Below are 25451 nucleotides of genomic sequence, written 5' to 3'. Positions count from 1 at the left end.
AAGGAGACAAAGCCGTCACCATGAGGAAAAAAATAATGGTTCTTCTGGCACTGCTCTTCGCGGCATATCTTTTCCCTGTCGTCCCCGCCATGGCAGAGGCGGCTTCTCATCCCTCTCCCGCCGCCCTGATAGAGAGGATAGAGGCGAACAATGACTACGGTCTTGCCTTCAGATCGCAGGAGCGTTTCCAGGAGGCTGCCGCAGTCTTTGAAAAGAGCCTTGCCACCATAAGCGATCTTGAGGCCGCGGGGGCTTTAAGCGCTGCTGAAATGATGGAGATGAAGGTCCTCCTTTCTTTCTGGTCTGCCACCTGTTACCGCCTCGATTCCCGGCCCGATGAGGCTCTCCGCTTGTACCGCCAGGTGATTGACGGAAAGGGAGCAATTGAAGTGAACCTTGATGCGCTCCTTGGGCTTTCTGAGCTCTCCCTGGCTTGCGGTGACGTGAGAAAAGCCCTTCAAAATCTTGTCGCCATCGAAGAAAAAAGCCTGTCCTCTCCTGAAATAGCGCGGGCACTGGAACAAGGTGAGCTTAAAGGTGGAACTTCATTTTATATTGCCAATGTAATGAGAAAGGCGCATCTCATGAGGCTGAAAATCCTCATAAGAGAGGGCCGTTTTGACGAGGCCTGCCGCATTGCCTCCCTTCCCTGTTATCGTTTCTTTCATAAGGAGCTCATGAAGCTCTCAGGGATAGAGCCATCGGCTGCCGCGGAGCTTATCTGTGGCATGGGAGCCTTCGACAGGAGAAAAGCCCTCTATTTCACGTGGTGGCTCCTGGAGCTGAACGATGAATATGACTATCTTATCCTTCTCCTTCAGGGGAGGATTGCTGCGGGCCTCGGCAGCGATGCCAGGCCCTTTTACCTCGGCGCCGAGAGCGCCGTTGAGCTCTCCCCTCTGGATCGTCTCCGCCAGTGGCTTTCCACGGTGAGCGGCGAGCTTGCCCCTGAAGCGCTCCCCCTTGAGGTGACGGTCACCGAGGCCCCCGAGAGGGACATAAGGCATGCCTTGTCCCGCGGCAACCTCAAAGCGCGGAGAATTCTCGCCGTGAGGCTTGCAAGGATCGACGCCCTCCTCTCCCCGGACCATGCTGCCGAGGCAGGCACCCTCATTGAGGAGTCGGAGAAGCTCTGCAAAACCCTTCCCCTCTGCCCGGAGCTTTATATTGACTCCCTCAGGGTGGCGCAAAGCGAGAGATGCCTTCTTCTCAAGGATGCAAGGAAAGCCCGGGAGCTCTCCATGGAAGTCTGTGAGAGGGGCGGGCCCTATGATTTCCTGCTGGCGCGGGCCGCCCTGGTTCTTGGCGAAACATCCATGGGCTTGAGGAAATGGAAGGAAGCAGGCGGGAATTATGACGCATCACTTGAGAGGATCTCCTTCCCTGCATTCCAGGGCACGGTGTCTCTCAAGGAGCGATCATTACTTCTGGAGAGGGCGGGACAGGGGCTTGCTGGGGCGGCACTGAGAGACAATGACTCCCAGGGAGCCTTTATTGCCTCTGAGCGTGTCAAGAATGGCCACCTTATGGAATGGTGGCGCAGTTTTTCCCTGTTCCCCGAGTCATCGTTTCAGTCATCCCCGGAGCTGAACAGGTCCCTCTGCCGTCTTTACGGGATAGAGAAGGCTCTGGAGCGCCACTGGGAGTGGCCCCTTCCCGCGAGCGCCGGCGACATTGAAGCCCTTGCCGCGGCGAAGAAAAGCGAGGAGGGAAGGCTTGCCGCCCTTAGCGCAGGCATGGCGGGCGCCTATCACTATTTCGTGAGCGGCAAACCTGTCACTATTCCTGAGCTTGAAGGCCTCATAGACGAAGAGACAGTGATTCTCTCTTATATGGCGGTGACGGGGCCCGGGGGGAGCGAAGGCTCCCTGGTCCTGTTTGTCGTGGCGAGGGATCTTTTCTGCTCCTATGAGCTTGAGACAAAGGGAGGCGACGTGGCGGCGAAGGTGGCGGTGCTCAGCAGCAGAGTCGCCGGCCATTCCCATCTCTGGAGCGGCGTGGCGACAGATCTCTATTCCCGCCTCATCGATCCTGCAAGGCAGCACCTGGAAGGGAAAAGGCATCTCCTCATCATCGCCCACGGTGCCCTTTCCGCCCTCCCCTTTTCGCTTCTCTGCGACAGAAGGGGCACCAGGCTTGGCGACAGATTCACCATCTCATCCCTTCCCTCGGCGACGCTCCTTGCCCCCCTGTCGCTCAGGAGGATCTATGGCTCGTACGACAGCCTTTTTCTCTGCGACCCGACGGATGCCTTCCGGGATGGCTTAAGAGGACTTTTTGCCGTGAAGGAGTCTCCCCGGGGGGGAAAAAGCTTCCGGGAGCTTGCTGACGTGGCGTCCCGCTCCTCCATAGTACACCTTTCGGTGCCTGCCCGGGTCTCCTCCCTCTCGCCCCTTGACTCTTCGCTCTGCTTCCCTTCTTATCTTGCCACCCTGGAAGAGCTGGCCGCGTGCCCCTTGCTCTCCACCCTGGCGGTCCTGGACAGGGGGAAGGTGGTCACGGGGGGAGCCTATGGGGGAAGTGAAATGGGCGCCCTTTATGGAAGTTTCCTCTCGGGGGGAACGCCTCTTCTCCTCTTCTCCTTCTGGGAGCTTCCGGACCGTGCGAGGCGGGACTTCATGCTCGCTTTTTACCGTGAGCTCGCGGCTTTGCGCAATCCTCATGAGGCCCTCAGGAGAGCGCGGCAGGAGACCAGGAAATCTCTCCCGCTCCCCTTCTTCAGTGAATCCTTTGTGCTTTACGGGTACTGACTTTTCCGGGGAGGAGGAAATGCCCATGGAGTGTAGAACTGTTACTCTCTTATGATGAGCTTTCTAGAAGACATAGGCATTGGTATTATAAGGTTTTTGGAGTACGTGGGGGGTGTGATGACCCTCTTCATCGAGACTCTGTTCTGGATCCTGAGACTCGATATCCGCCTCAGGCTCACGGTACAGCAGATGGCGATTCTCGGGGTGAACTCCATTTTTATCGTGGCCATTACCACCTGCTTTGCCGGCGCCGTCATATCGCTTCAGCTTGCCAATTTAGCCGTCCGCTACGGCCTTGCCAAGTTCGTGGGCGGCGGCGTGGGGATATCGATGGCGAGGGAGTTTGCCCCCATGCTCACGGCGATAGTCGTTGCAGGAAGAGCGGGGTCAGCAATTACGGCAGAGATAGGTTCGATGAAGGTTACCGAGCAGATAGACGCTCTTGAGGCGATGGCTACAAGCCCCGTAAAGTACCTTGTGGTTCCCCGCTTCATAGCCTGCCTCACCATGTTACCCATCCTCACCCTTTTTGCGAATATTGCCGGGGTGCTGGGGGGATCAGTCGTGGCAAGCCTTCTTGCAGGCATCACGCCCACGATGTTCTATGACAGTATCCGCATGATGGTGAACATGAACGATTTCTGGGGGGGGATTCACAAGTCCCTCTTTTTTGCCGCCGAGGTGGCTATGATAAGCTGCTACCAGGGCCTCACCACGAAGGGGGGAGCCGCGGGAGTGGGCATAGCGACGACGGGATCGGTGGTCTTTTCCATGATAGTGATTTTTATTACAAATTATTTTCTCTCGGCTTGGCTTTTCCCGCCGATATAGCCGAAAAAACAGGTGGAATATGGCGCAGGATGTGAAGGAGCAGCTTCCCTTTCTTGTCATCAAGGATCTGCTCGTGAAGCGGGGAACAAGGACTATCCTCAACTACGTGAACGTGACGCTCAACAAGGGAGAGACGCTCGTGGTGATGGGTATCTCAGGCATGGGCAAGAGCACTCTTATCAAGTGCATCATAGGGCTTCTCAAGCCTCAGGATGGCGAGATTTACATCAATGGAGAGGAGATTCTGAACCTTCCCATCCGCAATCTCAACAAGATCAGAAAAAAGCTGGGCATGGTCTTCCAGTCTCCAGCTCTTTTTGACTCCCTCACCATCCTGGAGAACGTGGCCTTCGGCCTCCGGGAGCATACCAAGCTCGCCGAGGAGGAGATAAGGCGCGAGGTGGCTGAGAAGCTTGCCATAGTCGATCTTGCCGGGACGGAGAACATGTTTCCCTCGCAGCTCTCAGGCGGCATGCAGAAAAGGGCCAGCATCGCGAGGGCAGTCGTCACCAACCCCGAACTTGTGCTTTATGATGAGCCCACTTCGGGTCTTGATCCCATCATGTCAAGCGTCATCAACGAGCTGGTGAACAGTCTGAAGCGGAGCCTCAACGTGACATCCATCGTGGTGACCCACGATCTCACAAGTGCCTATTCAATAGGCGACAAGATAGTGCTCCTCCACGAGGGGGAATTCGTCGAGATGGGAACGGTCGAGACCTTCAGGAACTCCGCCAATCCCGTCACGAGGCAGTTTATCGAGGGAAGTCCCGACGGTCCCATCAAGATGTAAGGATTTGTAAAGGGGGTTTTATCATGGAAGTAAGTCCAGCTGCGAAAGTCGGCATGATTGTAGTGCTTGCCCTGGTGATGTTCGGGCTCGTGATGTCGCAATTGAGCTACTGGAAGAACAGGGAGGTCGGTGTCCCCTACTACGTGGTCTTCAACAACGTATCGGGACTCCAGGTGGGCGCCCCGGTAAGAAAAGCCGGTGTGGACATCGGGAGGGTCACGAGCATCAGCATCATTGCAGGCGAGGGTGAAAAGAAGGAGTTTCTTGACAAGGTCCGCGTGAAAATCTATATAAGGGACAGGAATGAAATCCTTTCCACGACTTCGCTCTTTACGATCTCCAGCACCTTCATGGGTGACAAGTGGCTTGAGATTCTCCCCCGCCAGGGTGACAAGTTCAAGCCCTGCAATGACAAGAGCCCCAAGCCCTGGGATGAGCCCTATGTGGTGGGCCAGTCGCCTGTCACGCTTGACGATCTAATTGTCCAGGGGCAGTCCACCCTCACTGAGCTTCAGAAGGCTGTTGACAACTTCAACGGCATTGTGGGTGACTCAAAGGTGCAGCGTGACATCAAGGATACGGTCTCAAATTTCAAGGCTATCACCGGCAACATCAAGAAAGCAAGTGCCCGCATCGACACGGTCATCGATCAGCTCGCCTCGCGGACTGTCGGCATTGTCGATCAGGCCGGCGTGGTTCTGAAAAACGTGGACACTGAGATAAGGAGCGTCGGCGGTGACGTGAGAGGCTTCACCGCAACGCTCAAAAGGATGGCCGTCACCAACGAGGGGAGCATCAACCAGATAGTGAAGAACCTCAACGAGACCTCACACAACCTGAACGTCTCCATGAAAGCGGTCAAGGATCTTGTGACCAACGAGAAGTTCGGCGGGAATATCCTCAAGACCCTCGATAATATCGCGAATGCCTCCGAGGAGATAGAAGGCATTGCCGAAGATGTGCGGTCCATCACCAATGATCCCAAGTTGAAGGAGGATGTGAAGGCCACTATCAGGGAAGCGCGGCAGACCGTCGAGGGCGCCAAGGACCTCATAAAGCGCGTCCGGGCCACCCTTGGAATAGGAGAGGGTGAAAAGCTGAAGCTGCTCCAGCTCGACACCGATATGCAGTGGAACACCACCACGGGGCGCTCCTGCGGGAACGCGAACCTCTTCCTTCTCCCCAAGGCCCGCCACACTATGAAGGTCGGCGTCGAGGACATCGGGAACGCGAATTATTTCAACCTCCAGTATGGCCAGACCTATAAAAGCTTCCGCCCCCGCATAGGCATAGTCCGCTCGGCGGCGGGGCTTGGCACCGATGCCTTCCTGGGCAGGAATTTCGAGCTCAACCTGGATGCCTATGACCCCAACAAGGTGAAAGTGGACGTCCTTGGCAAGGTGCTCATCGACGAAGGCTTTTACATCACTGGCGGTGTCCGCGATGCCTTTGACGCCAAATACGGTGTGATCGGTGTGGGAAAAAGATTTTAAAAGGGGTTTTCTGCCGGGGGGAGAATTCTCAATCTGGAGAACCCGGAAAGGGAGAAAAGCCCCGAGGGGCCTTCTCTTGAAGAGGACTAGTGTTGGAGGAATTCGGTGCTTGAGGATAAATGGCTTTCTCCGGGGGAGGTTCTCGACAGCCGTTACAAGATAGTGAAGCTCATCAAGTCTGGCGGCATGGGGGCCGTGTACCAGGCGGAAGATGCCAAGATGGGCAACAGGATATGCGCGGTGAAGCAGATGCTTGACAGCTTCACCGATTCGGGCGAGCGCTCATCGGCCATCGACAGGTTCCTTTCGGAGATCCAGGTTCTGGGCCACCTGCGGCACCCCAACATACCCCAGGTGACAGACCACTTTCTGGAGAGGAATTCCTTCTATTTCGTGATGGAGTATATAGAAGGGAAGGATCTCTCGACTATTCTTCACGCCGAGGGAACGCCGGGCCTCCCCGAGGATCGGGTGCTCAGGATCGCCATCGAGGTCTGCGAGGCATTGAAATATATTCACGGTCTTGACACCCCCTTTGCCCACCGCGACATAAAGCCGTCAAACCTCCTTCAGCGCACCAGGGACTCAAGGATTCTCCTCATTGATTTCGGCATTGCCCGTGTCACCAATCCCCAGGAGGGGTACTGGATCGGCACGCCGGGGTATGCGCCTCCCGAGCAGCAGGCAGGGAAGCCCGAACTCCGTTCCGATATTTACGCGCTGGGCGCTGCCATGCATGAGCTTCTCTCCGGGAAGCGTCCCGATGACTTTGTCTTTGCCGCCTTTGCCGACTTCGGCGTCACGGTCTCGGAGCGCCTTGAAGAACTTATCACCCATGCGCTCATGTGGAACCCCGAAGAGCGCCTCCAGAGCGCCTTGCAGTTCCAGCAGTCCCTTATAGAGATTCTCGGCTATAATCCCGTCGATCACGAGGAAAATGGGGAATTCGCCTTTGTGACGGCCGTGCAGAAATTCAAGTCCGAGGTGCTTGACAGCCTTCTTTATGACATTATCACCCGCTATGGAAATGAATGCCATACGAGGTTTCTCCCCAAGCACCTTGACTATCTGGTCATCACCCTCGCATGCCCCACCTGTTTTGAGCTTATCATCAAGAAGAATGACCTCGAGCGCACCCTGGAATTCTACGAGAAACAAGGGATTCTTGACCCGCAGCTCCTGGGGAGCCTTGACCCCAAGAGGGGAGAAGAGGGGAAAGCGAGGGCCCTTGTGGAGAGGTTCGTGAGCGATTACGAGGAATTCAAGAATGCCAACTGGCAGATTATGTAGACGAGCGGGCTCGTGGGGATTTTTCAAAGGAACGAGGAATTGAGATGTACTTCAACAGAGACAAGCTCACGGGGCTCTATCAGGAAGATTATTTCAAGTTCCGCCTCGAGGAGGAAGTGATAAGAAACCTCCGCTACAAGCGTGACATGACACTGATTTTTCTGGAGGTCGATTTCAACTATTTTGTGAAGGATATCGATCTGCGCTCGGGATTCAGCTATTCCATATTGAGGCAGATAGGCAAGTTCGTGAGGGACTCGATAAGAAGGATTGACATTGCGGGCCGTCTTGGCGGCGACTGCTTTGCCGTCATTCTCCCCGAGACGCCCGAAGAAGGCGCCCTTGTCCTCGCCGAGAGGATGAGGAAGCTCGTTGAGGCTTTCGTCTTCAAGGGCAGCCCCGAGGCTCCCGAGCTCAAGGTTGCGGTGAACGTGGGCATTGTAGCCTTTCCCCGCCATGGGAAAAGTCCCGAAGAGCTTCTCAGCGTGGTGCAGAGGGCGCTTCTGATGGCACGGGAAGAGGGAGGCAACATGGTAAAGATCTATCCGGAGGCACTCTACGAGGAGGAGCCTTCCGGTGGGAAATAGGGATCGATCGTCGGAGCAAGGAGCGTTCCTGTGTCGGTAATCGTCTTTCTGCTTGTGCTCTTTTTCATATCGCTGCTTTTGGCGCTTATTCTCACGCCTGTCGTGAAAGTCATTGCCCAGGATCTGGAAATAGTCGATAAGCCCAGCGAGCGGAAGATGCACAGGACCCCAATCCCTTACTGCGGAGGCGTGGCAATTTACCTGAGCGTCTTTGCAAGCCTCCTTATCGCCGCGGTAATCTATCCCTTCTCGGGCCATACGCTCACCGGCAGGGAGATGTCCGTATTCTTCTCTCTTTTTCTCGGAGGGACCCTCACCATGCTCGTGGGCCTTATAGACGATATAGTGAACATGCCTCCCAAGGTGAAGCTTCTCTGCCAGATCGTCATCGTCCTTATTATCGTGCAATTCGGAGTGGCCGTGACCTTCATCAGCAACCCTTTCGGCGCCGGCATCTATTACCTGCCCAAGTGGCTCAGCATCGTGGTAACCCTTGTCTGGATCGTGGGCATCATGAATGCCCTCAACCTCCTTGACGGTCTTGACGGCCTTCTTGCGGGGGTGACCACCATCTCGGCCCTCATTTTCCTCGCCGTATCACTGATAAAGGGGCAGTTCCTCATCGCCATGGTGATGGCGAGCCTTGCAGGGGCGGCGCTCGGATTCCTTCGTTATAATTTCAATCCCGCCCAGCTTTTCATGGGAGACGCCGGGAGCCTTCTCATAGGGATTCTTTTTGCGAGCTGCTCGGTAATCGGCGCTCTCAAGAGCACTGCGACCCTTGCCCTCTTTGTACCGGTGCTCATCATGGGCCTTCCCATCATGGATACGCTCTGGGCAATTCTTCGGAGGGCGAAGAACAGGCAGCCCATATTCAAGGCTGACAAGGGGCACATCCACCACCGTCTTATGAACCTGGGGCTCTCGCAGCGCCAGGTAGTGCTTATCATCTATGCAATCAATGCCCTTCTGGGCATACTCGGGCTCGCTCTTTTCCATTACGTGAAATAACCGAAGAGGAGGCCCGGGCAGGAAAAATCATGCCGGGGAGAGACAGATGAAAAAGATTAAAGTAATGAGTATTTTTGGCACCCGTCCAGAGGCAATCAAGATGGCGCCCGTCGTACTTGAGCTCATCGGGAGAGAGGAGGTTCATTCCATTGTGGTGGTCACGGCACAGCACAGGGAGATGCTTGACCAGGTCCTCACGCTTTTCAGTCTCAGGACCGATGAGGATCTCAACATCATGCAGGAGAAGCAGACCCTTTCAGGGATTACCATAAGGGCCCTCACGGGGCTTGAGAAGGTGATGGAAAAGCACAGGCCTGACGCAGTCCTCGTCCAGGGCGACACCACGACAGCCTTTGTGGCAGCACTGGCAGCCTTTTACCATAAGATACCCGTCGGCCACGTGGAGGCGGGACTGAGAACCGAGAATAAATACAGCCCTTATCCAGAAGAGATGAACAGGCGCCTTATCTCCTGCCTGGGTGACATCCATTTCGCGCCTACCGCCGAGGCCCGGCAGAACCTGCACCGGAACGGCATCGCCGATGAAAGGATCTATCTGACGGGAAACACCGTCGTCGATGCTCTTTTCCATATCCTCTCGCTTCCCGGCATTGAGCTTCCCCCCATGGTGAAAGACCTGCACCGAGAGGGGAACAGGATCCTCTTCGTCGAGACCCACAGGAGGGAAAACCTCGGCGAGCCCATGGCCGAGACCTGCAGGGCGCTCAGAAAGATTGTCGGGCAGTTTGAGGACGTGGAAATCGCTTTCTCTGTCCACAAGAACCCCCTGGTGAGAGAGGTGGTGTTCAAGGAACTCGCAGGGGTCCCCAGGGTTTTTTTGATGGAACCCCTTGACTATCCTGTCATGGTGCGCCTCATGAAGGAAAGCTCCATGGTGCTCACCGATTCGGGGGGGCTCCAGGAAGAGGCACCTTCCGTGGGAAAGCCTGTGCTGGTGCTGAGGGAGAATACGGAGCGACCAGAAGGAATAAGGGCAGGGACAGCGAAACTTGTAGGGACGAGTATGGAATCGGTTTTTAAAGAGACAGAGCGGTTGCTCACCGACAGCAGCGAATACCGCAGAATGAGCAGGGCTGCCAATCCATACGGTGATGGAAAAGCAGCCCGCCGGACAGTTGACGCGCTCCTGCATTATACCGGAATCGCGGCGAACAGGCCCGATGATTTCGCAGAGGCACCAATGCCCGTATGAGCGAAAAGAAGGAGCGATCACCCTACCAATATCTGGGATGGGTTACCGGCCTCGGATTCACCATGATCTGCAGTATTCTTGCGGGGCTTTTCTTCGGCCTTTGGTGTGATCGCATATTTCATACCGCTCCATGGGGAGCGCTCCTGTTCCTCGTGCTGGGAATGGCTGCAGGGGGGTGGAGCCTCTACAAGGGATTGATGAAGTCTATAAAGGATGATACCTGATGATGAAAGGATCATGGAAGGCAGGACCGGCGGTGCTTCGTCCTTTCATTGCCTGTGCCCTTGCAGCCATCGTGCTGCTCTTCCTGCACAGGGGTGCAGGATTTGGCTTTATCCTTGGCCTTGGCACCGCGACGATCTCTTTCTGCCTGCTGAAAAAAGCCATCTTGGCGCAGGTTCTTTCGGGCAAGGGCACTTTTGCTGCGACGGGAGCCCTTGTGCTCCGGTCACTCTCCGCCATGGTGCTTATTGGCGGGGGACTGTGGGCAGGGGCGAATCCTTTCGGCATTTTCTGCGGCATCACCTGTGCCCTTGCCATCCAGGTTTACGGTGAGCTCGTCTTGAGTAAAATGAAGGCACTCAAGCCAGTCTAAAAAAGGAAGAAGCAATGGAAGCTGCATCGGAAGCTTTTCACTATTATGGAATCACCCTCTTCGGCTGCAGAGTGCACGGTGACACCGTCATAGTGACGGGCCTCATTATAATCTTCTATCTCGCCATGGGCCTCATCGCGGGAAGGCGCTTCAGGATCGTGCCCACACGCCTCCAGAGCCTCATTGAGCTCATGGTGGCCTACTTTGAGGATCTCTGCACCTCAATGATGGGGAGCAAGGGGAAGAAGTACCTTCCCTACATACTGAGCATTTTTCTCTTTGTGCTCTCCTGCAACTGGCTGGGGCTCCTCCCCTCCCTCATCACCCCGAAGGGTTTCCCCCTCACCATGCCTCCCACGAGGGATATCAGCACCACGGCGGCCCTGGCTCTCATTTCCTTTTTCGCCTTCCAGTACTTCGGCTTCAGGGAGCATGGGTGGAAGTATGTGCTGCACTGGATTCATCCCATTCCCATCCTGATAAAATCCCTGCCGCGCTACCTGCTCTTCATGATCCCGCCCCTCTTCGTGCTTTTCGTGCTTCTGAACATCGTGGAGGAGCTCGCGAGGGTCCTCTCCCTCTCTGTGCGCCTCATGGGTAATATACTTGGCGAGCATACGGTGGCTTCGTCACTGCTGGGTTTTGTCGTTATTATCATGGGCCTCTCCGCCCTGGTGGCCCCTGTTGCCGACATTCTACCCCTTTTCGTGCTCTTTCTGGGAATGCTCACCGGCCTCATACAGGCTTTTATCTTTTCAGTCCTTACGCTCTCATATATTTCGAGCGCCGTAGAAGAAGAACATTAAACATAAAGGAGGATGCATTGTGAAAAAAAGGAGTCTTGCGACACTGATTCTGATGACAATGGTATGGTGTGCGGTCATCACCTCTTCTGTGGCCTTTGCGTCACCGGGAAGCGGCGAGGGCATGCCGGCTCTTATGGCCCAGCATGAAGAGTCGGGAACCCCGCCGCCCACAGACACCGGCAGGAATGAGCCAGGCAGCCCGTCGCCCGCTGACACCGGCAAGGTTGAGTCGGGAAGCCCACCGCCCGCCGATGCCGGCAAGGTTGAGCCAGGCAGCCCGCTGGCCGCTGACAAGGAAAAGGATGAGGTTGGTGCAAAGGGATGGCTTGTGGTTTTCTCTGCGCTTGCCGCTGCCCTGGGAATAGGGATAGCCACCATTGGCCCGGGCCTTGGCCAGGGTAACGCCGTGGCACGCGCAATGGAGGCCATCGGGAGAAACCCCGAGGCGCAGAGCAAGATTCTCCCCACGCTTCTGATAGGTCTTGCCTTTATGGAATCGCTTGTGCTCTATGCGCTTCTCGTCTCCCTCGTGCTCCTCTTTATTAACCCCTTCATCAAGATAGTATAGGGGATTTTGGCCCCCCGTGGCTGTTGCAGCCGGGAGGGCCTGAAGCGGAGATTTTCCGGAAGTGAAGGCGCCGGTCGGCGGCGCCAGTGAAAACAGAGAGGGAGTTGAGAATACCAATGGAGCTCAGCATACCGACAATAGTCATTCAGATAGTCAACTTTCTCATTTTCCTGGCAGTGATCACGCACTTTCTTTACAGGCCCGTGATAAAAATGCTTAACGCCAGGAAGACACAGATTGAGAAGGAGATCAAGGATGCAGAGGCCCTCAAGGCTCAAGCCGCAGGCCTCAGGCAGGACTATGAGGCAAAGCTGCGGGATGCCCAGAAGACGGCCCAGGATATTATCAGGAAGGCCACCGAATCGGGCGAGTCAATTAAGAACGACATCGTGAACGAGGCCAAAAAGGAGGCGCAGCACGAAAAGGAACGCGGCGAGGAGGAGATAAAGCTCGAGCGCGAGAGGGCGCTCCAGAGCATCAGCACCTATGTGGCCGATCTCGCCGTGACCATGGCGGGCAAGGTCCTTGCAAGCTCCCTTGATAAGGCAACTCATCAGCGCCTCATGGAGGATTTTGTCAAGAAGGTGGAGACCGGAGATGTTAAGTGATTCAATCGCAGAACGCTATGCCCAGGCGCTTTTCCAGACGGCTCTTGAAAAAGGTGCGGTGAAGGTATGGGGAACGCACCTTAAAAGTGTCATGAACACCATCCTGGCAAGCTCCTTTCTCTCCAGAGCCCTGGAGCATCCCCAGATTCCCTGCGAGGTGAAAAAGGACATGCTGAAAAAGGTATTTTCAGAGTCCTTACCTCCCCAGGTGCTCAACTTTCTGTATCTGCTCATTGACAAGAGGAGAGAGGGATACCTTGAGAGCATTGAAAAAAAATATGATGAAATGGTGCAGAATTACGAGGGCTCCGTTGCGGTGCAGGTCACGGTCGCAGTCCCCCTCACCGCTTCGCTTAAAAAGTCCCTCACCGCAGCTCTTTCAAAGTATACCAGGAGAAAGGTCCTTCTTGAAACCAGGGTCGAGCCCGGGCTCATAGGGGGAGTGGTGGTGAGGCTTGAGGGCACCATTATAGACTGGAGCCTGGCAGGGCAGCTTGAGGCTCTTCACGAGAGAATGCTGCACGTGCAGTTCACCTGAGGGAACCTGCCCGGCATGCAACAAAGTACGAGATAAGGGAGGCGAAAGGCGTGCTTCGACCTGAAGAGATAACCAGTGTGCTCAAGCGGGAGATAGAGACGTACGAGCCACAGCTTGAGCAGATTGATTACGGTACCGTCATCCAGGTGGGTGACAATATCGCGACCATTTACGGCCTCCCGGGCGCCAAGGCCGGGGAGCTCCTGGAGTTCAAGAGCGGCACGAGAGGGATTGTGTTCAACCTTGAGAAGGATACCATCGGCTGCGTGGTGCTTGGCGGTGACGAGGAAATCAAGGAAGGAGACATGGTGAAGCGCACGGGGAAGATCATCGAGGTCCCCGTGGGCAGGGGCCTTCTCGGCAGGGTGGTCGATCCCCTGGGGAACCCCATAGACGGCAAGGGCCCCATACCATACACCAAAACGAGGCCTACCGAAGCGGTGGCTCCCAACGTGGTGGAGCGCAAGCCCGTTGATACCCCTCTTCAGACAGGCATCAAGGCCATCGACGCCCTTGTGCCCATCGGGAGAGGGCAGCGAGAGCTCTGCGTGGGCGACAGGCAGACGGGAAAGACCGCCATTGCCATCGATGCGATAATCAACCAGCGCGACCAGGACGTGATATGCATCTATGTGGCCATCGGGCAGAAAACCAACAGCGTTGCCGCGGTGGTGGAGATGCTGGAAAAATATAACGCGCTGAAAAATACCATTATCGTCGCGGCCATGGCAAACCAGGCGCCCTCGCTCCTTTATATCGCCCCCTATGCCGGGTGCGCCATGGGCGAGGAGTTCATGTACGAGGGCAAGGATGTCTTTATCGTCTATGACGACCTCACCAAGCACGCCAAGGCGTACAGGGAGCTTTCCCTTCTGCTGCGCCGCCCGCCGGGCAGGGAAGCCTATCCCGGCGATGTCTTCTATCTTCACTCGCGGCTCCTTGAGCGGGCGGCAAAGCTTTCCGACGAGCTTGGAGGCGGCTCACTGACCGCCATCCCCATAATCGAGACGCAGCTTGGCGACATGTCGGCCTATATTCCCACCAATGTCATTTCCATCACCGACGGGCAGATTTACCTTGAGACCAACCTGTTTTACCAGGGGACCCGCCCCGCAGTGGATGTGGGCCTCTCGGTCTCGAGGGTGGGCGGCGCGGCCCAGATAAAAGCAATGAAGCAGGTGGCGGGGCCGCTGCGCCTCGATCTTGCCCAGTACAGGGAGCTCGCCGTATTCGCCAAGTTCAGCGCCGACGAGCTGGACAAGGCAAGTCGCGCCCAGCTTGAGAGAGGCGCCCGGATCATGGAGGTCCTCAAGCAGAAGCAGTATGTTCCCATGCCGGTGGCATACCAGGTGGTGATGCTCTACACGGCCGTGAACGGGCACCTTGACGATATCGAGCTTTCGAGGCTCGCGGACTTTGAAGATCAGTTCATCCGTTTCATCAAGAGCAGCTATCCCCAGATAGAAGTCATGCTCAACGAGAAGAAGAAGCTGGACAAGGATGTGTCAGACCCTCTTGACAAGAGCATTGCGGAATTCAAGACCATATTCGGGAAAGAGGAAAAAGCCGCCTGCTGAGGCGGCCGCCCGGCGGAGGCAAGGAGAGGCATAATGGCCAACGTAAGGGACATTCAGGACAGGATCAAGGGTGTTCAGAACATCCAGCAGATCACGAGGGCCATGAAAATGGTGGCTTCGGCACGAATCAAAAAGGTGGACAGGCTCCTGCGCTCGAGGAGGCCATACACGGAGAGGCTCGCTGAAGTCCTGCAGGAGGCCCTCTCCCAGGCCGGAGACTTTTCTTATCCCCTCATGGAGATAAGAACGCCCGCTAAAAAGTCTGCCATTCTTCTGGTGACAGGCGACAAGGGCCTCTGTGGTGCCTATAATCTCAATGTGATGCGCAAGGCGGAGAGGCTTCTGAGGGCCTTTTCCAGGGACAGGGAGGCTTTTTTCTACATAGTGGGCACCAAGGGATACCGCTATTTTTCCCGGAGGTTCTGCGTGATACGCAAGCATTATCTGGCCTGGGAGCCCGAGGTGAAGTTCGCCGATGAGCTTGCCGTCTTCTTCGCTCAAGAATACCGGAAAGGGGCCTTTGACGAGCTCTACTGCGTTTATACCAAGGCTGTGTCAATGCTCACGCAGCACCTGGTCCAGGAGAAGCTCTTCCCCTTCGAGATTTCCGCCGGGGGCGGCCCGAAGGGAGGGGCCCTTTTCGAGCCGGAGCCGGCGAAGGCCCTGCAGCTCCTGATACCCATGTACATCAAGGAGAATATCATGAGGATCCTGCTTGACGCGAGGACCTCTGAGCTTGCGGCGCGCATCAACGCCATGTCCAACGCGACGGACAATGCAGAGAAGCTCGTGGAAGAGCTCAGGCTCAACTACTTCAGGGCCCGCCAGGAGTCCATCACCACGGAGATCCTGGAGGTGGCCACGGGAGCTGCCCTCATGGGGAAGGAGTAGGGGTCTCATCGGCAGGGACGCGGTGCGCAGGATGTGAAGAGAACGAGGGAGGAACCATGAAAGAAGGAACTATAGTACAGGTAATCGGGTCTGTCGTTGACGTCGAGTTTGAGCCCGAAAGCCTTCCCCAGCTTTTTGACGCTCTTATCGTGGAAAGAGAGGGTGAGCTTTTCGGCCGTGAGAGGGAGCTCTGCCTCGAGGTGGAGAGTGAGCTCGGCAACAGCCAGGTGCGCTGCCTTGCCCTGGGGAGCACCGACGGCCTTTACCGGGGCATGAAGGTCAAGGGCACCGGCGGGCCCATTACAATCCCCGTAGGCCCCGCCACGCTGGGGAGAATCTTCAACGTGCTGGGAAAGCCCATCGATAAGCGGGGGCCCGTGAAAAGCGACAAGCGCTATCCCATTCACCGCCCTGCTCCCTCCCTGGAGGAGCAGGTGCCTACCCATGAGATGCTCGAGACAGGCCTCAAGGTCATTGATCTCCTTGAGCCTTATGCCAAGGGGGGGAAAACGGGGCTCTTCGGCGGGGCCGGCGTGGGAAAGACGGTCCTTATCCAGGAGATGATCAGGAATATTGCCACTGAGCATGGAGGCTATTCCGTCTTCGCCGGCGTCGGCGAGCGCACCCGGGAGGGAAACGATCTCTGGCTTGAGATGAAGCACTCGGGTGTTATCGACAAGACGGCCCTTGTGTTCGGACAGATGGATGAGCCTCCCGGCGTGCGCTTCCGTATCGGCCTCGTAGGCGTCACGATGGCGGAATATTTCAGGGACGAGGAGGGCCAGGATGTGCTCCTCTTCATCGACAATATCTTCAGGTTCGTGCTCGCCGGCTCGGAGGTCTCTGCCCTCCTTGGGAGGATGCCCTCTGCCGTGGGCTACCAGCCCACGCTCTCCACCGAGGTGGGGTTGCTTGAAGAGCGCATCACCTCGACGAAAAAAGGCTCCATCACCTCGGCACAGGCCATCTACGTCCCGGCCGATGATATCACCGATCCCGCCGTGGCGACAACCTTTTCCCATCTTGACGCGAGCACGGTGCTGTCGAGGCAGATAGTCGAGCAGGGCATTTTCCCTGCCGTCGATCCCCTCGCGTCAACTTCGCGGGTCCTGGAGCCCCGCTTTATCGGTGACGAGCATTACCAGGTGGCCCGGAAGGTTCAGGAGATACTCCAGCGCTACAAGGACCTTCAGGACATCATCGCCATACTCGGTGTCGATGAGCTTTCCGAGGAGGACAAGATTATCGTGGCCCGCGCGAGGCGCATCCAGAAGTTCCTCTCGCAGCCCATGTTCGTTGCCGAGGCCTTTACCTCCAAGGCGGGAAAATACGTGCCTGTCAAGGACACTGTCAAAGGCTTCAAGGAGCTTGTGTCAGGAAACCTCGATCACCTCCCCGAGCAGGCCTTCTATATGGTGGGGCCTCTTACAGATGCGCTTTCCGCGGCAGAAAAGATGGGAGTTCCCACGGGGACTCACTGAGAGGAGTGGCGGTGTGCCTCAAAACCTGTTTTACTGCGAGATAGTCTCAAGGGAAAAAGTGAAGTTCAAGGGCGACGTGGAGTACCTTCTTCTCCCCGGATGGGAGGGGGAAATGGGCATCCTGAAGAATCATGCCCCTCTCGTGGCGATGCTCCGGCCGGGAGAGACACGCCTGCGCATTGACGGGAGCGACACCTCTCTTGCCACCGGCGAAGGCTTCGTGACGGTGAAGAAGAACAAGGTCCTGGTAGTGACAAGCTTTGCCCTGAGCCGTGAAGAGATTGAGGTAGACGAGGCGGAACAACAGCTCAGCGAGGAGAGAGCCTTTCTTAAGGGCTGCACCACGGAGCTCTCGGAGTTTGATGAGCACAGACTCAGAAAAATGAGGGCCATGGCCTGCCTCAAGGTGGCAGGTGTCGAAATCAAGGAATAGAGAGAAGTGACCTGAGACACCCGCGAGAGTGCCGGGGCGCAGGCGGTGAAGCGTAGGTTTTCCTTTTATGGAGGTTCAAGGTGGCTCATCTGCATATTACCGGGGGAAGAAGCCTTGAAGGCGAGTTAGTCGCTGCAGGGGCAAAGAACGCGGCCCTGCCCATCATGGCAGCAGCTCTCCTTGCAAAGGGTGACGTGTGCCTTTCCCGTGTTCCCAATATCACCGACGTGGGCGTCATGAGCGAGATCCTCCGCTCTATAGGGGCGCGCGTGGAGTTCAACGGGAGCGGGAAGATGGTTATCAACGGCGATAATATCACCACAGTTCGGGCTCCCTATGAGCTCGTGGGCATGATGAACGCCTCTTTCGATATCGCGGGCCCCCTCCTTGCCCGTTACCAGGAGGCCGAGGTGCCCCTCCCCGGCGGCTGCAACCTGGGCTCCCGGCCGGTGAACCTCCATCTCGACGGCTTCAGGAGCCTTGGCGCCGAGGTTTCGTCGGATCACGGCTATATCAGGGTAAAGGCCCATTCCCTCAGAGGAAACAGGATCTTTTTCCCGAAAACCAGCGTCGGTGCTACAAAGAACTGCATGATGGCAGCAACCCTCGCCGAAGGAAGGACGATCCTTGAGAATGCTGCCCGTGAGCCGGAAGTGGTCGATCTTGCCAGTTTTCTCAACAGGATGGGCGCCCGCATCTCAGGCATGGGGAGCCCCAACATTGAAATCGAGGGAGTCTCGGAGCTCCATGGCATTGACTATGAGATCATTCCCGACAGGATCCTCACGGGGACCTATCTCATCGCCGGCGCCCTTACCGGCGGCGATGTCACCATAAGGAAAACAAACCCCGATTTTATCGAGGCTCTTACGGCCAAGCTCACCATGGCGAACCAGGAGGTCGCTACCGGCAGGGACTGGGTACGGGTCAAGGGGCGCAGGCCCGCATTCGCCCTTGAGGTAAGCTCGTCACCCCATCCGGGCTTTCCCACTGATCTCCAGCCGATCATGGCTGCCATGCTTACCCTGGCAAGGGGGACGAGCATCATCGTCGAGACCATCTTTGACAGGCGCTATATGTATGTTGACGAGATGAGAAGGCTCGGCGCCGATATGTGGGTCTCTGACAGGACCTGTGTCATAAGGGGCGTTGAAAAGCTCTCGGGCGCTCCGGTGAAAGCCCCTGACATCCGCGCGGGAGGGGCACTTGTCGTGGCGGCCCTCATCTCAGAGGGAGAATCGCAGGTGTCTGGCCTTGAATTCATAGACAGGGGCTATGAGCGCATTGAAGAGGCCCTTGTAAGCCTCGGAGCCGATATCAGGAGGATAGGCTGAATGTATCTCGGGATAGATCTCGGTACGGCAAGCGTGCTGGTCTTTGTCAAGGGGCGGGGAATAGTGCTCTCTGAGCCCTCTGTCGTTGCCATAGACAAGTCGACCGACAAGATCCTTGCCGTGGGGGAGCAGGCCCGCCAGATGCTGGGCAAAACCCCTTCCAACATAGTGGCCATAAGGCCCCTCCGTGACGGCGTCATCGCCGATTACGAAGTGACTGAGGCCATGCTCAAGTATTTCATCAACAGGGTCTGCGGGAAGGGGTGGCGCCTTTTCAGGCCCCATGTCATGATCTGTGTCCCGGCGGAAGTGACAAGCGTCGAAAAAAGAGCCGTCATTGAAGCGGCCCTTTCGGCAGGGGCGAAGAGAGCGAGCCTCATCGAGGAACCCATGGCTGCCGCCATCGGCGCGGGCCTCAATGTCGATGAGCCGGGAGGAAACATGGTCGTTGACATAGGCGGAGGAACCACCGACGTGGCCATTATCTCCCTGGGCGGCATCGTGGTGAGCGAATCCATCAGGTTGGCAGGCAACAAAATGGATGAAGCCATCATGCGCTATATAAGGAAAAACTATAATCTCATGATAGGTGAGCGCACCGCCGAGGATATCAAGATCCAGATAGGCGCCGCCTGTCCTCTCGACGAGCCCCTTTCAATGGAGATGCGGGGCCGCGACCTCATCAACGGCCTCCCCAAGACCATCACCATCACCTCTGACGAGCTCATGGAGGCCATCGAGGAGCCTGTGAGCGGTATCGTTGAGGCCGTCAAAAGGGTCCTGGAACGAACACCGCCTGAGCTTGCCGCCGATATCATAGACGGGGGAATCCTCCTCACGGGAGGCGGTGCCCTTCTCAGGGGAATCGACAGGCTCATCTCGCGGGCGACAGGCATGCCTGTCCGTATCGCTGATGACCCCGTTTCCTGTGTTGCCATAGGCACGGGGAAAGCCGTCTCCTACCGGATGTGACCGCACCCGGCAGCCCCTGCTCTTTCGGAGAAGTTTTTTCCCGCCCGCTGTATCTTTCGGACTGTTTCATGCATCTCTTTATCATGGAAGCATGCCATGGCCGGGAAAATTCATAGCAAAAAATCCTTTCTGTCCATGCCCTGTTCCATGGCCAGGTTTTTGTCAAAGGCATGGCCTGCAGGCCCATGGATACCATGACGTTTCCCCTTGCCATGGAGAGCGTTCTAAGCTATAATAGTGATGGATGACTGTTGCCATCAGAGGAAAACTTCCCAGGAAGTGGAGGAATGGCCCGTGTCAACGATCAGATCGCCTGCCCCCCCGTCATACTTATGACAATTTCGTAAAAAAAGTCACAATATGATTAAAAAAAAGTTAACAAAATTTTAACATCATGGGTATTTACCAGCCCTTAAAACGAAGGGATATAGTGAGTAAGGAAATCAAAATGAACGGGAGGATGACACAATGAATATTGGCGGGATAGGTCAAGGTTATAATCAGAGCCCTCAGATGCAGGCCAGCATGCTGCGCACGATGATAGATTCTAGCGGGTCGGAGACCCTGAAGAAGATGGCGCAGGATGGTGCAAGCGATGAACAGCTTCTGAAGTACGTCATGGAGAACCCCGCGGAGCTCCAGGGAAAGACCGGGGGCACGCCCTGGGATGACGCCGCAATCGGCACAGGCACCACGGACGGGGTGAACTCAACAAGCACCGCCGATCAGATGGGCAATGCCCAGGCGACAGGCTCGGCGGCAGCGGCTTCAGACCAGACAGAGATGTCGGATGACTGCAGCGACTGCTATGATGAGAACGACGAGATACCAAAAGATGAGGCCATGGCATCAGGCCAGATGTGCGGAATGAGCGACGTGAGCGGCGCCGACAAGTGCAAGCCCTACACGCAGCAGTGCCTCGGCGAGGCGAAGGCAATCAAGAAGGTGCTCGAGACCGTCGCGAAGGCCGATCAGGATAATCCGACCATCGGCGGAGACATCAACGAAGTAGACAATATCATTAAAGACTTCTCCTCGAAGCTGAAGAAGGGCAAGAAAGCCGCTGACGGCTCCTTCTCGAATCCCGAGGATCCCCAGGCCTGCCAGAAAGAATGCGATGACAAGATTAAAAAGGCGGTGGAGATTGCCGGGAATAACGGCATACAGATTGAAGTGAGCGAGAAGAGAGGCCAGCAGCTCGGAATTGGCGGCGACCAGCAGGGAGCACAGGGAGCACCGGCGGCAGGAGCTGCGGACAAGGGCGGAGCGGCCAAGGGAGCTCAGACCCAGCAGACCCAGCAGGCAGCCCAGACAGGTCAGACCGGAGAAAAGCCCGGTGCGGCGACTGCCCAGCAGGCTGATCAGGCCGGCGGAGGCGAGGAAGAGCAGCCGAAGCCCTTCAAGATCATGACGGAGCCGAAGGAAGTCGATAAAGAGCTGTCACTCGAAGATGTGAAGAATAACCCGCAGCTCGCGGCGGCTCTTGAATCCTCCCTCGATGAGACGATTGCCCAGATGGACCAGAAGGGCGAGACTCAGGATGGAGCGGCAGTGGGGCAGGAACAGCAGCCGATTAACCTCGGCGCGACAAGAGAGGGCAGCCCCCTTGCTCAGGAGCTTGGCAATGTTGGCAAACCGGCAGGTGGAGATACCGGTGGAGCCTCGGTGTTCGGCGCAGCTCCCGTTGCTCAGCAGCAGGCCGCGACTCAGGGACTCGCGGGCGCAGCGCCCGGCGGAGTGTCCAGTGTCGGCGGAGCCGGTGGCGTCGGTGGCGGCAAGGCCGCGGTCAATACCTCGGGCATCGAAGCCAAGATGAAGAGGGCCGGGCTTGATACGGGCAAGAAATTCAATGTCAAGGCGCAGGTCTATGAGCCCGGTATGGATGTGAAGCTCCAGAGAGACGGCGATCCGAGCCCTGTGAAGGTGGGCAAGAACATGGGCGATGCGACGATGAAGGTGAAGCCTCCGCCGCTCGCCGCAATCGACCAGAACGGCGAAATCCACAGGATTGGCGACATCAGAGCCACCGATGGAGGAAAGAGCGGCATCTTCTCGGCGAAGATCAAGGAAGGCGCGCCGGTAATGAACCTGCCAGCAGCAGTGAACACGGTCCAGGGAGACGTGGCGCTCCCCGGCACGAAGACAGAGAACAAAGAAGAAACAGCAAAGCAGGCCGCGGACGTACAGAAGGCCGTGTAGGGCAGGATCCAAGGAATCCGAAACAAAAGAAGTGAGCCTGGAGGCGGGGAGCCCCAGGCTCTTTCATTTCACCGGGATACTGCGCGGATCATTTTTCTCTCTCTATTTGCTCAAGATTATTACTGACATCATGCATATATGGCTCTGTTATCAAAATTATTATTTTAGGTGTCAGTATCTCATGAATTTACAGGAACCATGTCGTGGAATGCAGAAATTACATGGGGGATACGGTCATCATGGTGGAATCCTGTTCGGAGGGGAGCGATGATCGTCAGAAGGTGAGATCAGCCGGCCCGGCTGGTTCTGAACACAGTGAGGCTTCGCCGGCGAGCAGCACCTTTCATGGCATGCTCTTCTGTATAAAATACATTATGAAGGAGATTATCTAAAATGCCCGAGATAATTGTCATTGAGGCGACCAATAAATGCAATCTGGATTGTGTGCACTGCATGAAAAAGATTAACACCATGGGGGGCGCTGATATTGTCGATATAGATCTCCACCTGCTGGACAAGATACTCACGCAGGCTGAGCCGTTCAGAACAAGGATCGTGTCCCTCACCGGCGGAGAGCCGACGCTTCACAGCGACTGGGAAGGCCTGATTGCCGTGCTGGAAAAACATGATGTTGATTATGTCTTTACCACAAATGGCATAAACTTCGAGGAGGCTCACAAGGTACTGGTAAAAAATGCCTCAAAAAAATTCAAGGGAATCACGTTCAGCATAGAGGGCGCTACCGCTCAAGTAAATGACGCGGTAAGGGGCGAGGGAGCTTTTAACTATGTCGTAGGGGCAATGAGGATTGCCAAAGAGAAGGGCATACCCTTCGGGATGCAGGCAGTGGTCGGCAGGCACAACAAGCATGAACTGGCTCAGCTTGCAGCGCTTGCAGAAGAGCTTGGTGCTGACGAGCTGAATTACATATTGATGAGGCCGTCACCGGATAATGTGGAGCTCCTGCTCTCTCTCGTGGAGTCCGATGAGGTGGAAGAGCAGGTGGTCGCCATAAAGGAAGCCCACAAGAATGCCCGCGTGAAAATCGGCATGACGACGGGGTATAAATCGCCCGATCCATTTTTCGTGTGCCGCCCCCTGTCGATGTCGATGATAAGCATTGACTACAACGGGCTCTTGAGGTTATGCGTCGATCTCACGAATTACCGCGGCGCGATTCATGATGACACGGACATCATCGCCAATCTGAATATGAAGCCGCTCTCGGCGGCGCTGAAGGATCTTTCGAACAGGATCAACAGATTCCGCCATAACAAGATTGACTGGGTGACAGAGGGCACAATCTCGTCAACCGATGCCAATCCATGCCTGTACTGTGTCAGGCATTTCAATAAAAACGACTGCATGGAGATGTAAAATCACCTCCATTATGGTGATGCCCTCTGAGCATAAATACATTATGAAGGAGAGAGAAAAATGCCCGAGATAATCGTTGTTGAGGCGACCAATAGATGCAACCTGAACTGCAGGCACTGCAATAAAAATATCAACGATATGGGGGGGACAGGCCCTGTCGATATTGACCTCCGCCTGCTGGACCATATTCTTGAGCAGACAGAGCCGTACAAGACAAGAATTGTGGCCATCACGGGCGGTGAACCGACGCTTCACAGCGACTGGGAAGGCCTGATTGCCGTGATGGAGCGGCATGATATTGATTATACCATTACCTCAAACGGACAGAATTTCAAGGAAGCTTATAAGCTCATTGTACAGGGCGCTTCGCAAAGATTCAGGGGCTTTGCATTCAGCATAGATGGCGCCACTGCTGAGACCAATGATGCGATACGGGGCGAGGGCTCCTTCGCAAAGGTAAAAGAGGCCTTCAGGCTTGCGCGGATGCATGGCATCCCTTTCAGCGTGCAGGTAGTGGTCGGCACGTTCAATATCAATGAGCTGGAGCAGATTGCGAAGCTTGCCGATGAGGCCGGTGCTCTCGAGTTGAATTACACGATAATGAAGCCGACACTGGAGAATGCGCAGTACATGCTCTCGCCGGCGCAGATAGATGAGGTTGAAAAGCAGATAGACTCGATAAGGGAAGCACATAAACGGATGGCAGTGACATTGGCGGGGACCAAAACACGCTATCCGTTATCCGTATGCCGCCCCCAGGCGATGTCGATGATAGGCATCGACTGTCACGGACATTTAAGATTCTGCCCTGATCTCTCGAATTACCGCGGGGCAGCGGGAGCAGACTCCGACATCGTTGACGATCTGAATACGACGCCGCTGCAGTTCGCGCTGAAGGAGCTTTCAAACAAGATTAACAAATTCTGTCGCAGCAAGATAGACTGGGTGATGGAGGGGAATCTCACCTCTTCCGAACATGATCCATGCCTCTACTGTGTAAGTCATTTCAATAAGTACGAGTGCATGGAAGTGTAAGAATCACCATCAGAAAAGAGCAGAGCTGAAATGGAAGTGAAGCCTCCCGTCAAGTGTATCCTCGAGATCACGATGAAGTGCAACATGCGGTGCCTTCATTGTGCCTCCTCTGCGGCAACCGGCCGGCCGGCTGAAATGGGAACGGAGAAGATGCTCTCCATTATTGATGAATGCAGAGATATAGGGATGAAAGAAATCACCTTTTCCGGCGGTGAGCCGCTTCTCAGGAAGGACTGGCCACAGCTTGCGGCCCGGATAAAGGACTATGGGATAAGAAGCGGTATTGTCTCAAACGGGACCTTTGTCAAGGATCAGATAAAGGATATCGCCCAGTATTTTGAGAGCTTTTCCATAAGCCTTGACGGGCTCGAGGAGGTCCATAACCATATACGGCAGAGCAGAAATGCGTACCGCGATGTCATGGAAGCCTTCAAAGAGCTTGAAAAGCATGACGTGCATGGATGTGCGATCACCTCGCTCTCGAAATTCAATTTTCATCAGCTGGAAGATCTCTACAGACTCGTGATAGACCATGAAATTCCCTCCTGGCAGGTGCAGCTCACCTTTGCCTCGGGGAGAATGAAGGAGCAGGCCGAGCAGGTGCTGAGCCCCCGCGATCTCCGTTATCTTGTGAAGTTTCTCATTGAGGTGAGAAAAGATAAAATTATCGATCTTCACGTCTCTGATAACATAGGATATTACACGGCCATGGAAGAGACAATGCGCGGGAATAGATGGAAAGGCTGCAAGGCCGGCATCACCCTGGTGGCGATTGAGGCCGACGGAACGGTGAAAGGATGCCTGTGCCAGCTGCCTGAATATATCGAAGGAAAGGCCTTTGTCGAAGGGAACATCAATGAGACCTCCCTGAAAGAAATCTGGTACAATAGGAACAGCTTCTGCTACAACAGGCAGTTTGATTATTCCAAGGTGGAGGGATTCTGCAGAAGCTGCAAGTATCTTGAGCAGTGCAAGTGCGGCTGCTCAGCCTTTGCCTACTATGTGACAGGGAACAGATACAGCAATCCCTACTGCATTTACCGACTCATGGCGACAGAATAGGGAGGAA

Annotated in this window: 24 protein-coding genes; all 24 read left to right on the top strand. The window is 55.8% G+C overall.

Features of this window, described 5'->3' with window-relative positions; all coding sequences use genetic code 11:
* Positions 1–20 precede the first annotated feature (20 nt).
* The 24 genes from RDV48_18650 to RDV48_18535 all read left to right on the top strand — a co-directional run bounded on the left by RDV48_18650 (position 21) and on the right by RDV48_18535 (position 25444).
* Positions 21–2750: a CHAT domain-containing protein gene (locus tag RDV48_18650; protein ID MDQ7824825.1), complete on the top strand. Its 2730-nt coding sequence runs from the start codon at positions 21–23 to the stop codon at positions 2748–2750.
* A 105-nt stretch (positions 2751–2855) separates the two neighbouring features.
* Positions 2856–3581, top strand: coding sequence for an ABC transporter permease (locus RDV48_18645; GenBank protein MDQ7824824.1), 726 nt, complete (start codon positions 2856–2858; stop codon positions 3579–3581).
* 19 nt (positions 3582–3600) lie between these two features.
* Complete coding sequence (locus RDV48_18640) at positions 3601–4374, top strand: ABC transporter ATP-binding protein (protein ID MDQ7824823.1); 774 nt, start codon at positions 3601–3603, stop codon at positions 4372–4374.
* A gap of 23 nt (positions 4375–4397) precedes the next feature.
* Positions 4398–5867, top strand: coding sequence for an MlaD family protein (locus tag RDV48_18635; protein ID MDQ7824822.1), 1470 nt, complete (start codon positions 4398–4400; stop codon positions 5865–5867).
* Positions 5868–5972: 105 nt separating this feature from the next.
* Positions 5973–7157 carry a serine/threonine-protein kinase gene (locus RDV48_18630; GenBank protein ID MDQ7824821.1) on the top strand — a complete coding sequence of 395 codons (1185 nt, stop codon included), beginning with the start codon at positions 5973–5975 and terminating at the stop codon, positions 7155–7157.
* 44 nt (positions 7158–7201) lie between these two features.
* Complete coding sequence (locus RDV48_18625; GenBank protein ID MDQ7824820.1) at positions 7202–7744, top strand: GGDEF domain-containing protein; 543 nt, start codon at positions 7202–7204, stop codon at positions 7742–7744.
* A gap of 30 nt (positions 7745–7774) precedes the next feature.
* A complete protein-coding gene (locus RDV48_18620; protein ID MDQ7824819.1) occupies positions 7775–8755 on the top strand; it encodes an MraY family glycosyltransferase in 981 nt (326 codons plus the stop codon).
* 46 nt (positions 8756–8801) lie between these two features.
* Complete coding sequence (gene wecB / locus RDV48_18615) at positions 8802–9968, top strand: UDP-N-acetylglucosamine 2-epimerase (non-hydrolyzing) (protein MDQ7824818.1); 1167 nt, start codon at positions 8802–8804, stop codon at positions 9966–9968.
* Complete coding sequence (locus RDV48_18610) at positions 9965–10192, top strand: AtpZ/AtpI family protein (protein ID MDQ7824817.1); 228 nt, start codon at positions 9965–9967, stop codon at positions 10190–10192. The genes wecB and RDV48_18610 overlap by 4 nt, the downstream gene beginning before the upstream one ends.
* Entirely contained in the window at positions 10192–10563 is a 372-nt protein-coding gene (locus tag RDV48_18605) for a hypothetical protein (GenBank protein ID MDQ7824816.1), read from the top strand. The genes RDV48_18610 and RDV48_18605 overlap by 1 nt, the downstream gene beginning before the upstream one ends.
* A 14-nt stretch (positions 10564–10577) precedes the next feature.
* Positions 10578–11369 carry a F0F1 ATP synthase subunit A gene (atpB, locus tag RDV48_18600; protein MDQ7824815.1) on the top strand — a complete coding sequence of 264 codons (792 nt, stop codon included), beginning with the start codon at positions 10578–10580 and terminating at the stop codon, positions 11367–11369.
* 328 nt (positions 11370–11697) lie between these two features.
* Positions 11698–11937, top strand: a complete 240-nt coding sequence (atpE, locus tag RDV48_18595; protein ID MDQ7824814.1) for an ATP synthase F0 subunit C — start codon at positions 11698–11700, stop codon at positions 11935–11937.
* 116 nt (positions 11938–12053) lie between these two features.
* Positions 12054–12545: a F0F1 ATP synthase subunit B gene (gene atpF, locus RDV48_18590; protein MDQ7824813.1), complete on the top strand. Its 492-nt coding sequence runs from the start codon at positions 12054–12056 to the stop codon at positions 12543–12545.
* Positions 12535–13083, top strand: a complete 549-nt coding sequence (gene atpH / locus RDV48_18585; GenBank protein ID MDQ7824812.1) for an ATP synthase F1 subunit delta — start codon at positions 12535–12537, stop codon at positions 13081–13083. The genes atpF and atpH overlap by 11 nt, the downstream gene beginning before the upstream one ends.
* Before the next feature lie 50 nt (positions 13084–13133).
* Positions 13134–14660 (top strand): F0F1 ATP synthase subunit alpha, encoded by a 1527-nt coding sequence (gene atpA, locus RDV48_18580; protein ID MDQ7824811.1) that lies wholly within the window; start codon positions 13134–13136, stop codon positions 14658–14660.
* A gap of 33 nt (positions 14661–14693) precedes the next feature.
* The gene (atpG, locus tag RDV48_18575) at positions 14694–15551 is read left to right on the top strand and encodes an ATP synthase F1 subunit gamma (GenBank protein ID MDQ7824810.1); all 858 of its coding nucleotides are present in this window, start codon (positions 14694–14696) and stop codon (positions 15549–15551) included.
* 56 nt (positions 15552–15607) lie between these two features.
* Entirely contained in the window at positions 15608–17032 is a 1425-nt protein-coding gene (gene atpD, locus RDV48_18570; GenBank protein ID MDQ7824809.1) for a F0F1 ATP synthase subunit beta, read from the top strand.
* Positions 17033–17045: 13 nt separating this feature from the next.
* On the top strand, positions 17046–17465 hold the full coding sequence (atpC, locus tag RDV48_18565; GenBank protein MDQ7824808.1) for an ATP synthase F1 subunit epsilon: 420 nt from the start codon (positions 17046–17048) through the stop codon (positions 17463–17465).
* Positions 17466–17545: 80 nt separating this feature from the next.
* Positions 17546–18799 carry a UDP-N-acetylglucosamine 1-carboxyvinyltransferase gene (gene murA, locus RDV48_18560; protein MDQ7824807.1) on the top strand — a complete coding sequence of 418 codons (1254 nt, stop codon included), beginning with the start codon at positions 17546–17548 and terminating at the stop codon, positions 18797–18799.
* Entirely contained in the window at positions 18800–19771 is a 972-nt protein-coding gene (locus RDV48_18555; protein ID MDQ7824806.1) for a rod shape-determining protein, read from the top strand.
* 468 nt (positions 19772–20239) lie between these two features.
* On the top strand, positions 20240–21970 hold the full coding sequence (locus RDV48_18550) for a hypothetical protein (protein MDQ7824805.1): 1731 nt from the start codon (positions 20240–20242) through the stop codon (positions 21968–21970).
* Positions 21971–22363: 393 nt separating this feature from the next.
* Positions 22364–23347: a radical SAM protein gene (locus RDV48_18545; GenBank protein ID MDQ7824804.1), complete on the top strand. Its 984-nt coding sequence runs from the start codon at positions 22364–22366 to the stop codon at positions 23345–23347.
* 60 nt (positions 23348–23407) lie between these two features.
* Complete coding sequence (locus RDV48_18540) at positions 23408–24382, top strand: radical SAM protein (protein ID MDQ7824803.1); 975 nt, start codon at positions 23408–23410, stop codon at positions 24380–24382.
* Between the two features lie 30 nt (positions 24383–24412).
* Positions 24413–25444 (top strand): radical SAM protein, encoded by a 1032-nt coding sequence (locus RDV48_18535; GenBank protein MDQ7824802.1) that lies wholly within the window; start codon positions 24413–24415, stop codon positions 25442–25444.
* Positions 25445–25451: the final 7 nt, after the last annotated feature.

This window comes from Candidatus Eremiobacterota bacterium (assembly GCA_031082125.1).
Taxonomy (GTDB): domain Bacteria; phylum Vulcanimicrobiota; class CADAWZ01; order CADAWZ01; family Ess09-12; genus Ess09-12.
Note: the sequence above shows the minus strand (reverse complement) of the source record. Positions and strands in the feature narration are given on the sequence as shown.

Excerpts from the sequence above, each read along its gene's own strand:
- RDV48_18650 (MDQ7824825.1), top strand. The coding sequence starts at position 21 with ATGAGGAAAAAAATAATGGTTCTTCTGGCACTGCTCTTCGCGGCATAT.
- RDV48_18640 (MDQ7824823.1), top strand. The coding sequence starts at position 3,601 with ATGGCGCAGGATGTGAAGGAGCAGCTTCCCTTTCTTGTCATCAAGGAT.
- RDV48_18635 (MDQ7824822.1), top strand. The coding sequence starts at position 4,398 with ATGGAAGTAAGTCCAGCTGCGAAAGTCGGCATGATTGTAGTGCTTGCC.
- RDV48_18625 (MDQ7824820.1), top strand. The coding sequence starts at position 7,202 with ATGTACTTCAACAGAGACAAGCTCACGGGGCTCTATCAGGAAGATTAT.
- wecB (MDQ7824818.1), top strand. The coding sequence starts at position 8,802 with ATGAAAAAGATTAAAGTAATGAGTATTTTTGGCACCCGTCCAGAGGCA.
- RDV48_18610 (MDQ7824817.1), top strand. The coding sequence starts at position 9,965 with ATGAGCGAAAAGAAGGAGCGATCACCCTACCAATATCTGGGATGGGTT.
- RDV48_18605 (MDQ7824816.1), top strand. The coding sequence starts at position 10,192 with ATGATGAAAGGATCATGGAAGGCAGGACCGGCGGTGCTTCGTCCTTTC.
- atpB (MDQ7824815.1), top strand. The coding sequence starts at position 10,578 with ATGGAAGCTGCATCGGAAGCTTTTCACTATTATGGAATCACCCTCTTC.
- atpF (MDQ7824813.1), top strand. The coding sequence starts at position 12,054 with ATGGAGCTCAGCATACCGACAATAGTCATTCAGATAGTCAACTTTCTC.
- atpH (MDQ7824812.1), top strand. The coding sequence starts at position 12,535 with ATGTTAAGTGATTCAATCGCAGAACGCTATGCCCAGGCGCTTTTCCAG.
- atpG (MDQ7824810.1), top strand. The coding sequence starts at position 14,694 with ATGGCCAACGTAAGGGACATTCAGGACAGGATCAAGGGTGTTCAGAAC.
- atpD (MDQ7824809.1), top strand. The coding sequence starts at position 15,608 with ATGAAAGAAGGAACTATAGTACAGGTAATCGGGTCTGTCGTTGACGTC.
- RDV48_18555 (MDQ7824806.1), top strand. The coding sequence starts at position 18,800 with ATGTATCTCGGGATAGATCTCGGTACGGCAAGCGTGCTGGTCTTTGTC.
- RDV48_18550 (MDQ7824805.1), top strand. The coding sequence starts at position 20,240 with ATGAATATTGGCGGGATAGGTCAAGGTTATAATCAGAGCCCTCAGATG.
- RDV48_18545 (MDQ7824804.1), top strand. The coding sequence starts at position 22,364 with ATGCCCGAGATAATTGTCATTGAGGCGACCAATAAATGCAATCTGGAT.
- RDV48_18540 (MDQ7824803.1), top strand. The coding sequence starts at position 23,408 with ATGCCCGAGATAATCGTTGTTGAGGCGACCAATAGATGCAACCTGAAC.
- RDV48_18535 (MDQ7824802.1), top strand. The coding sequence starts at position 24,413 with ATGGAAGTGAAGCCTCCCGTCAAGTGTATCCTCGAGATCACGATGAAG.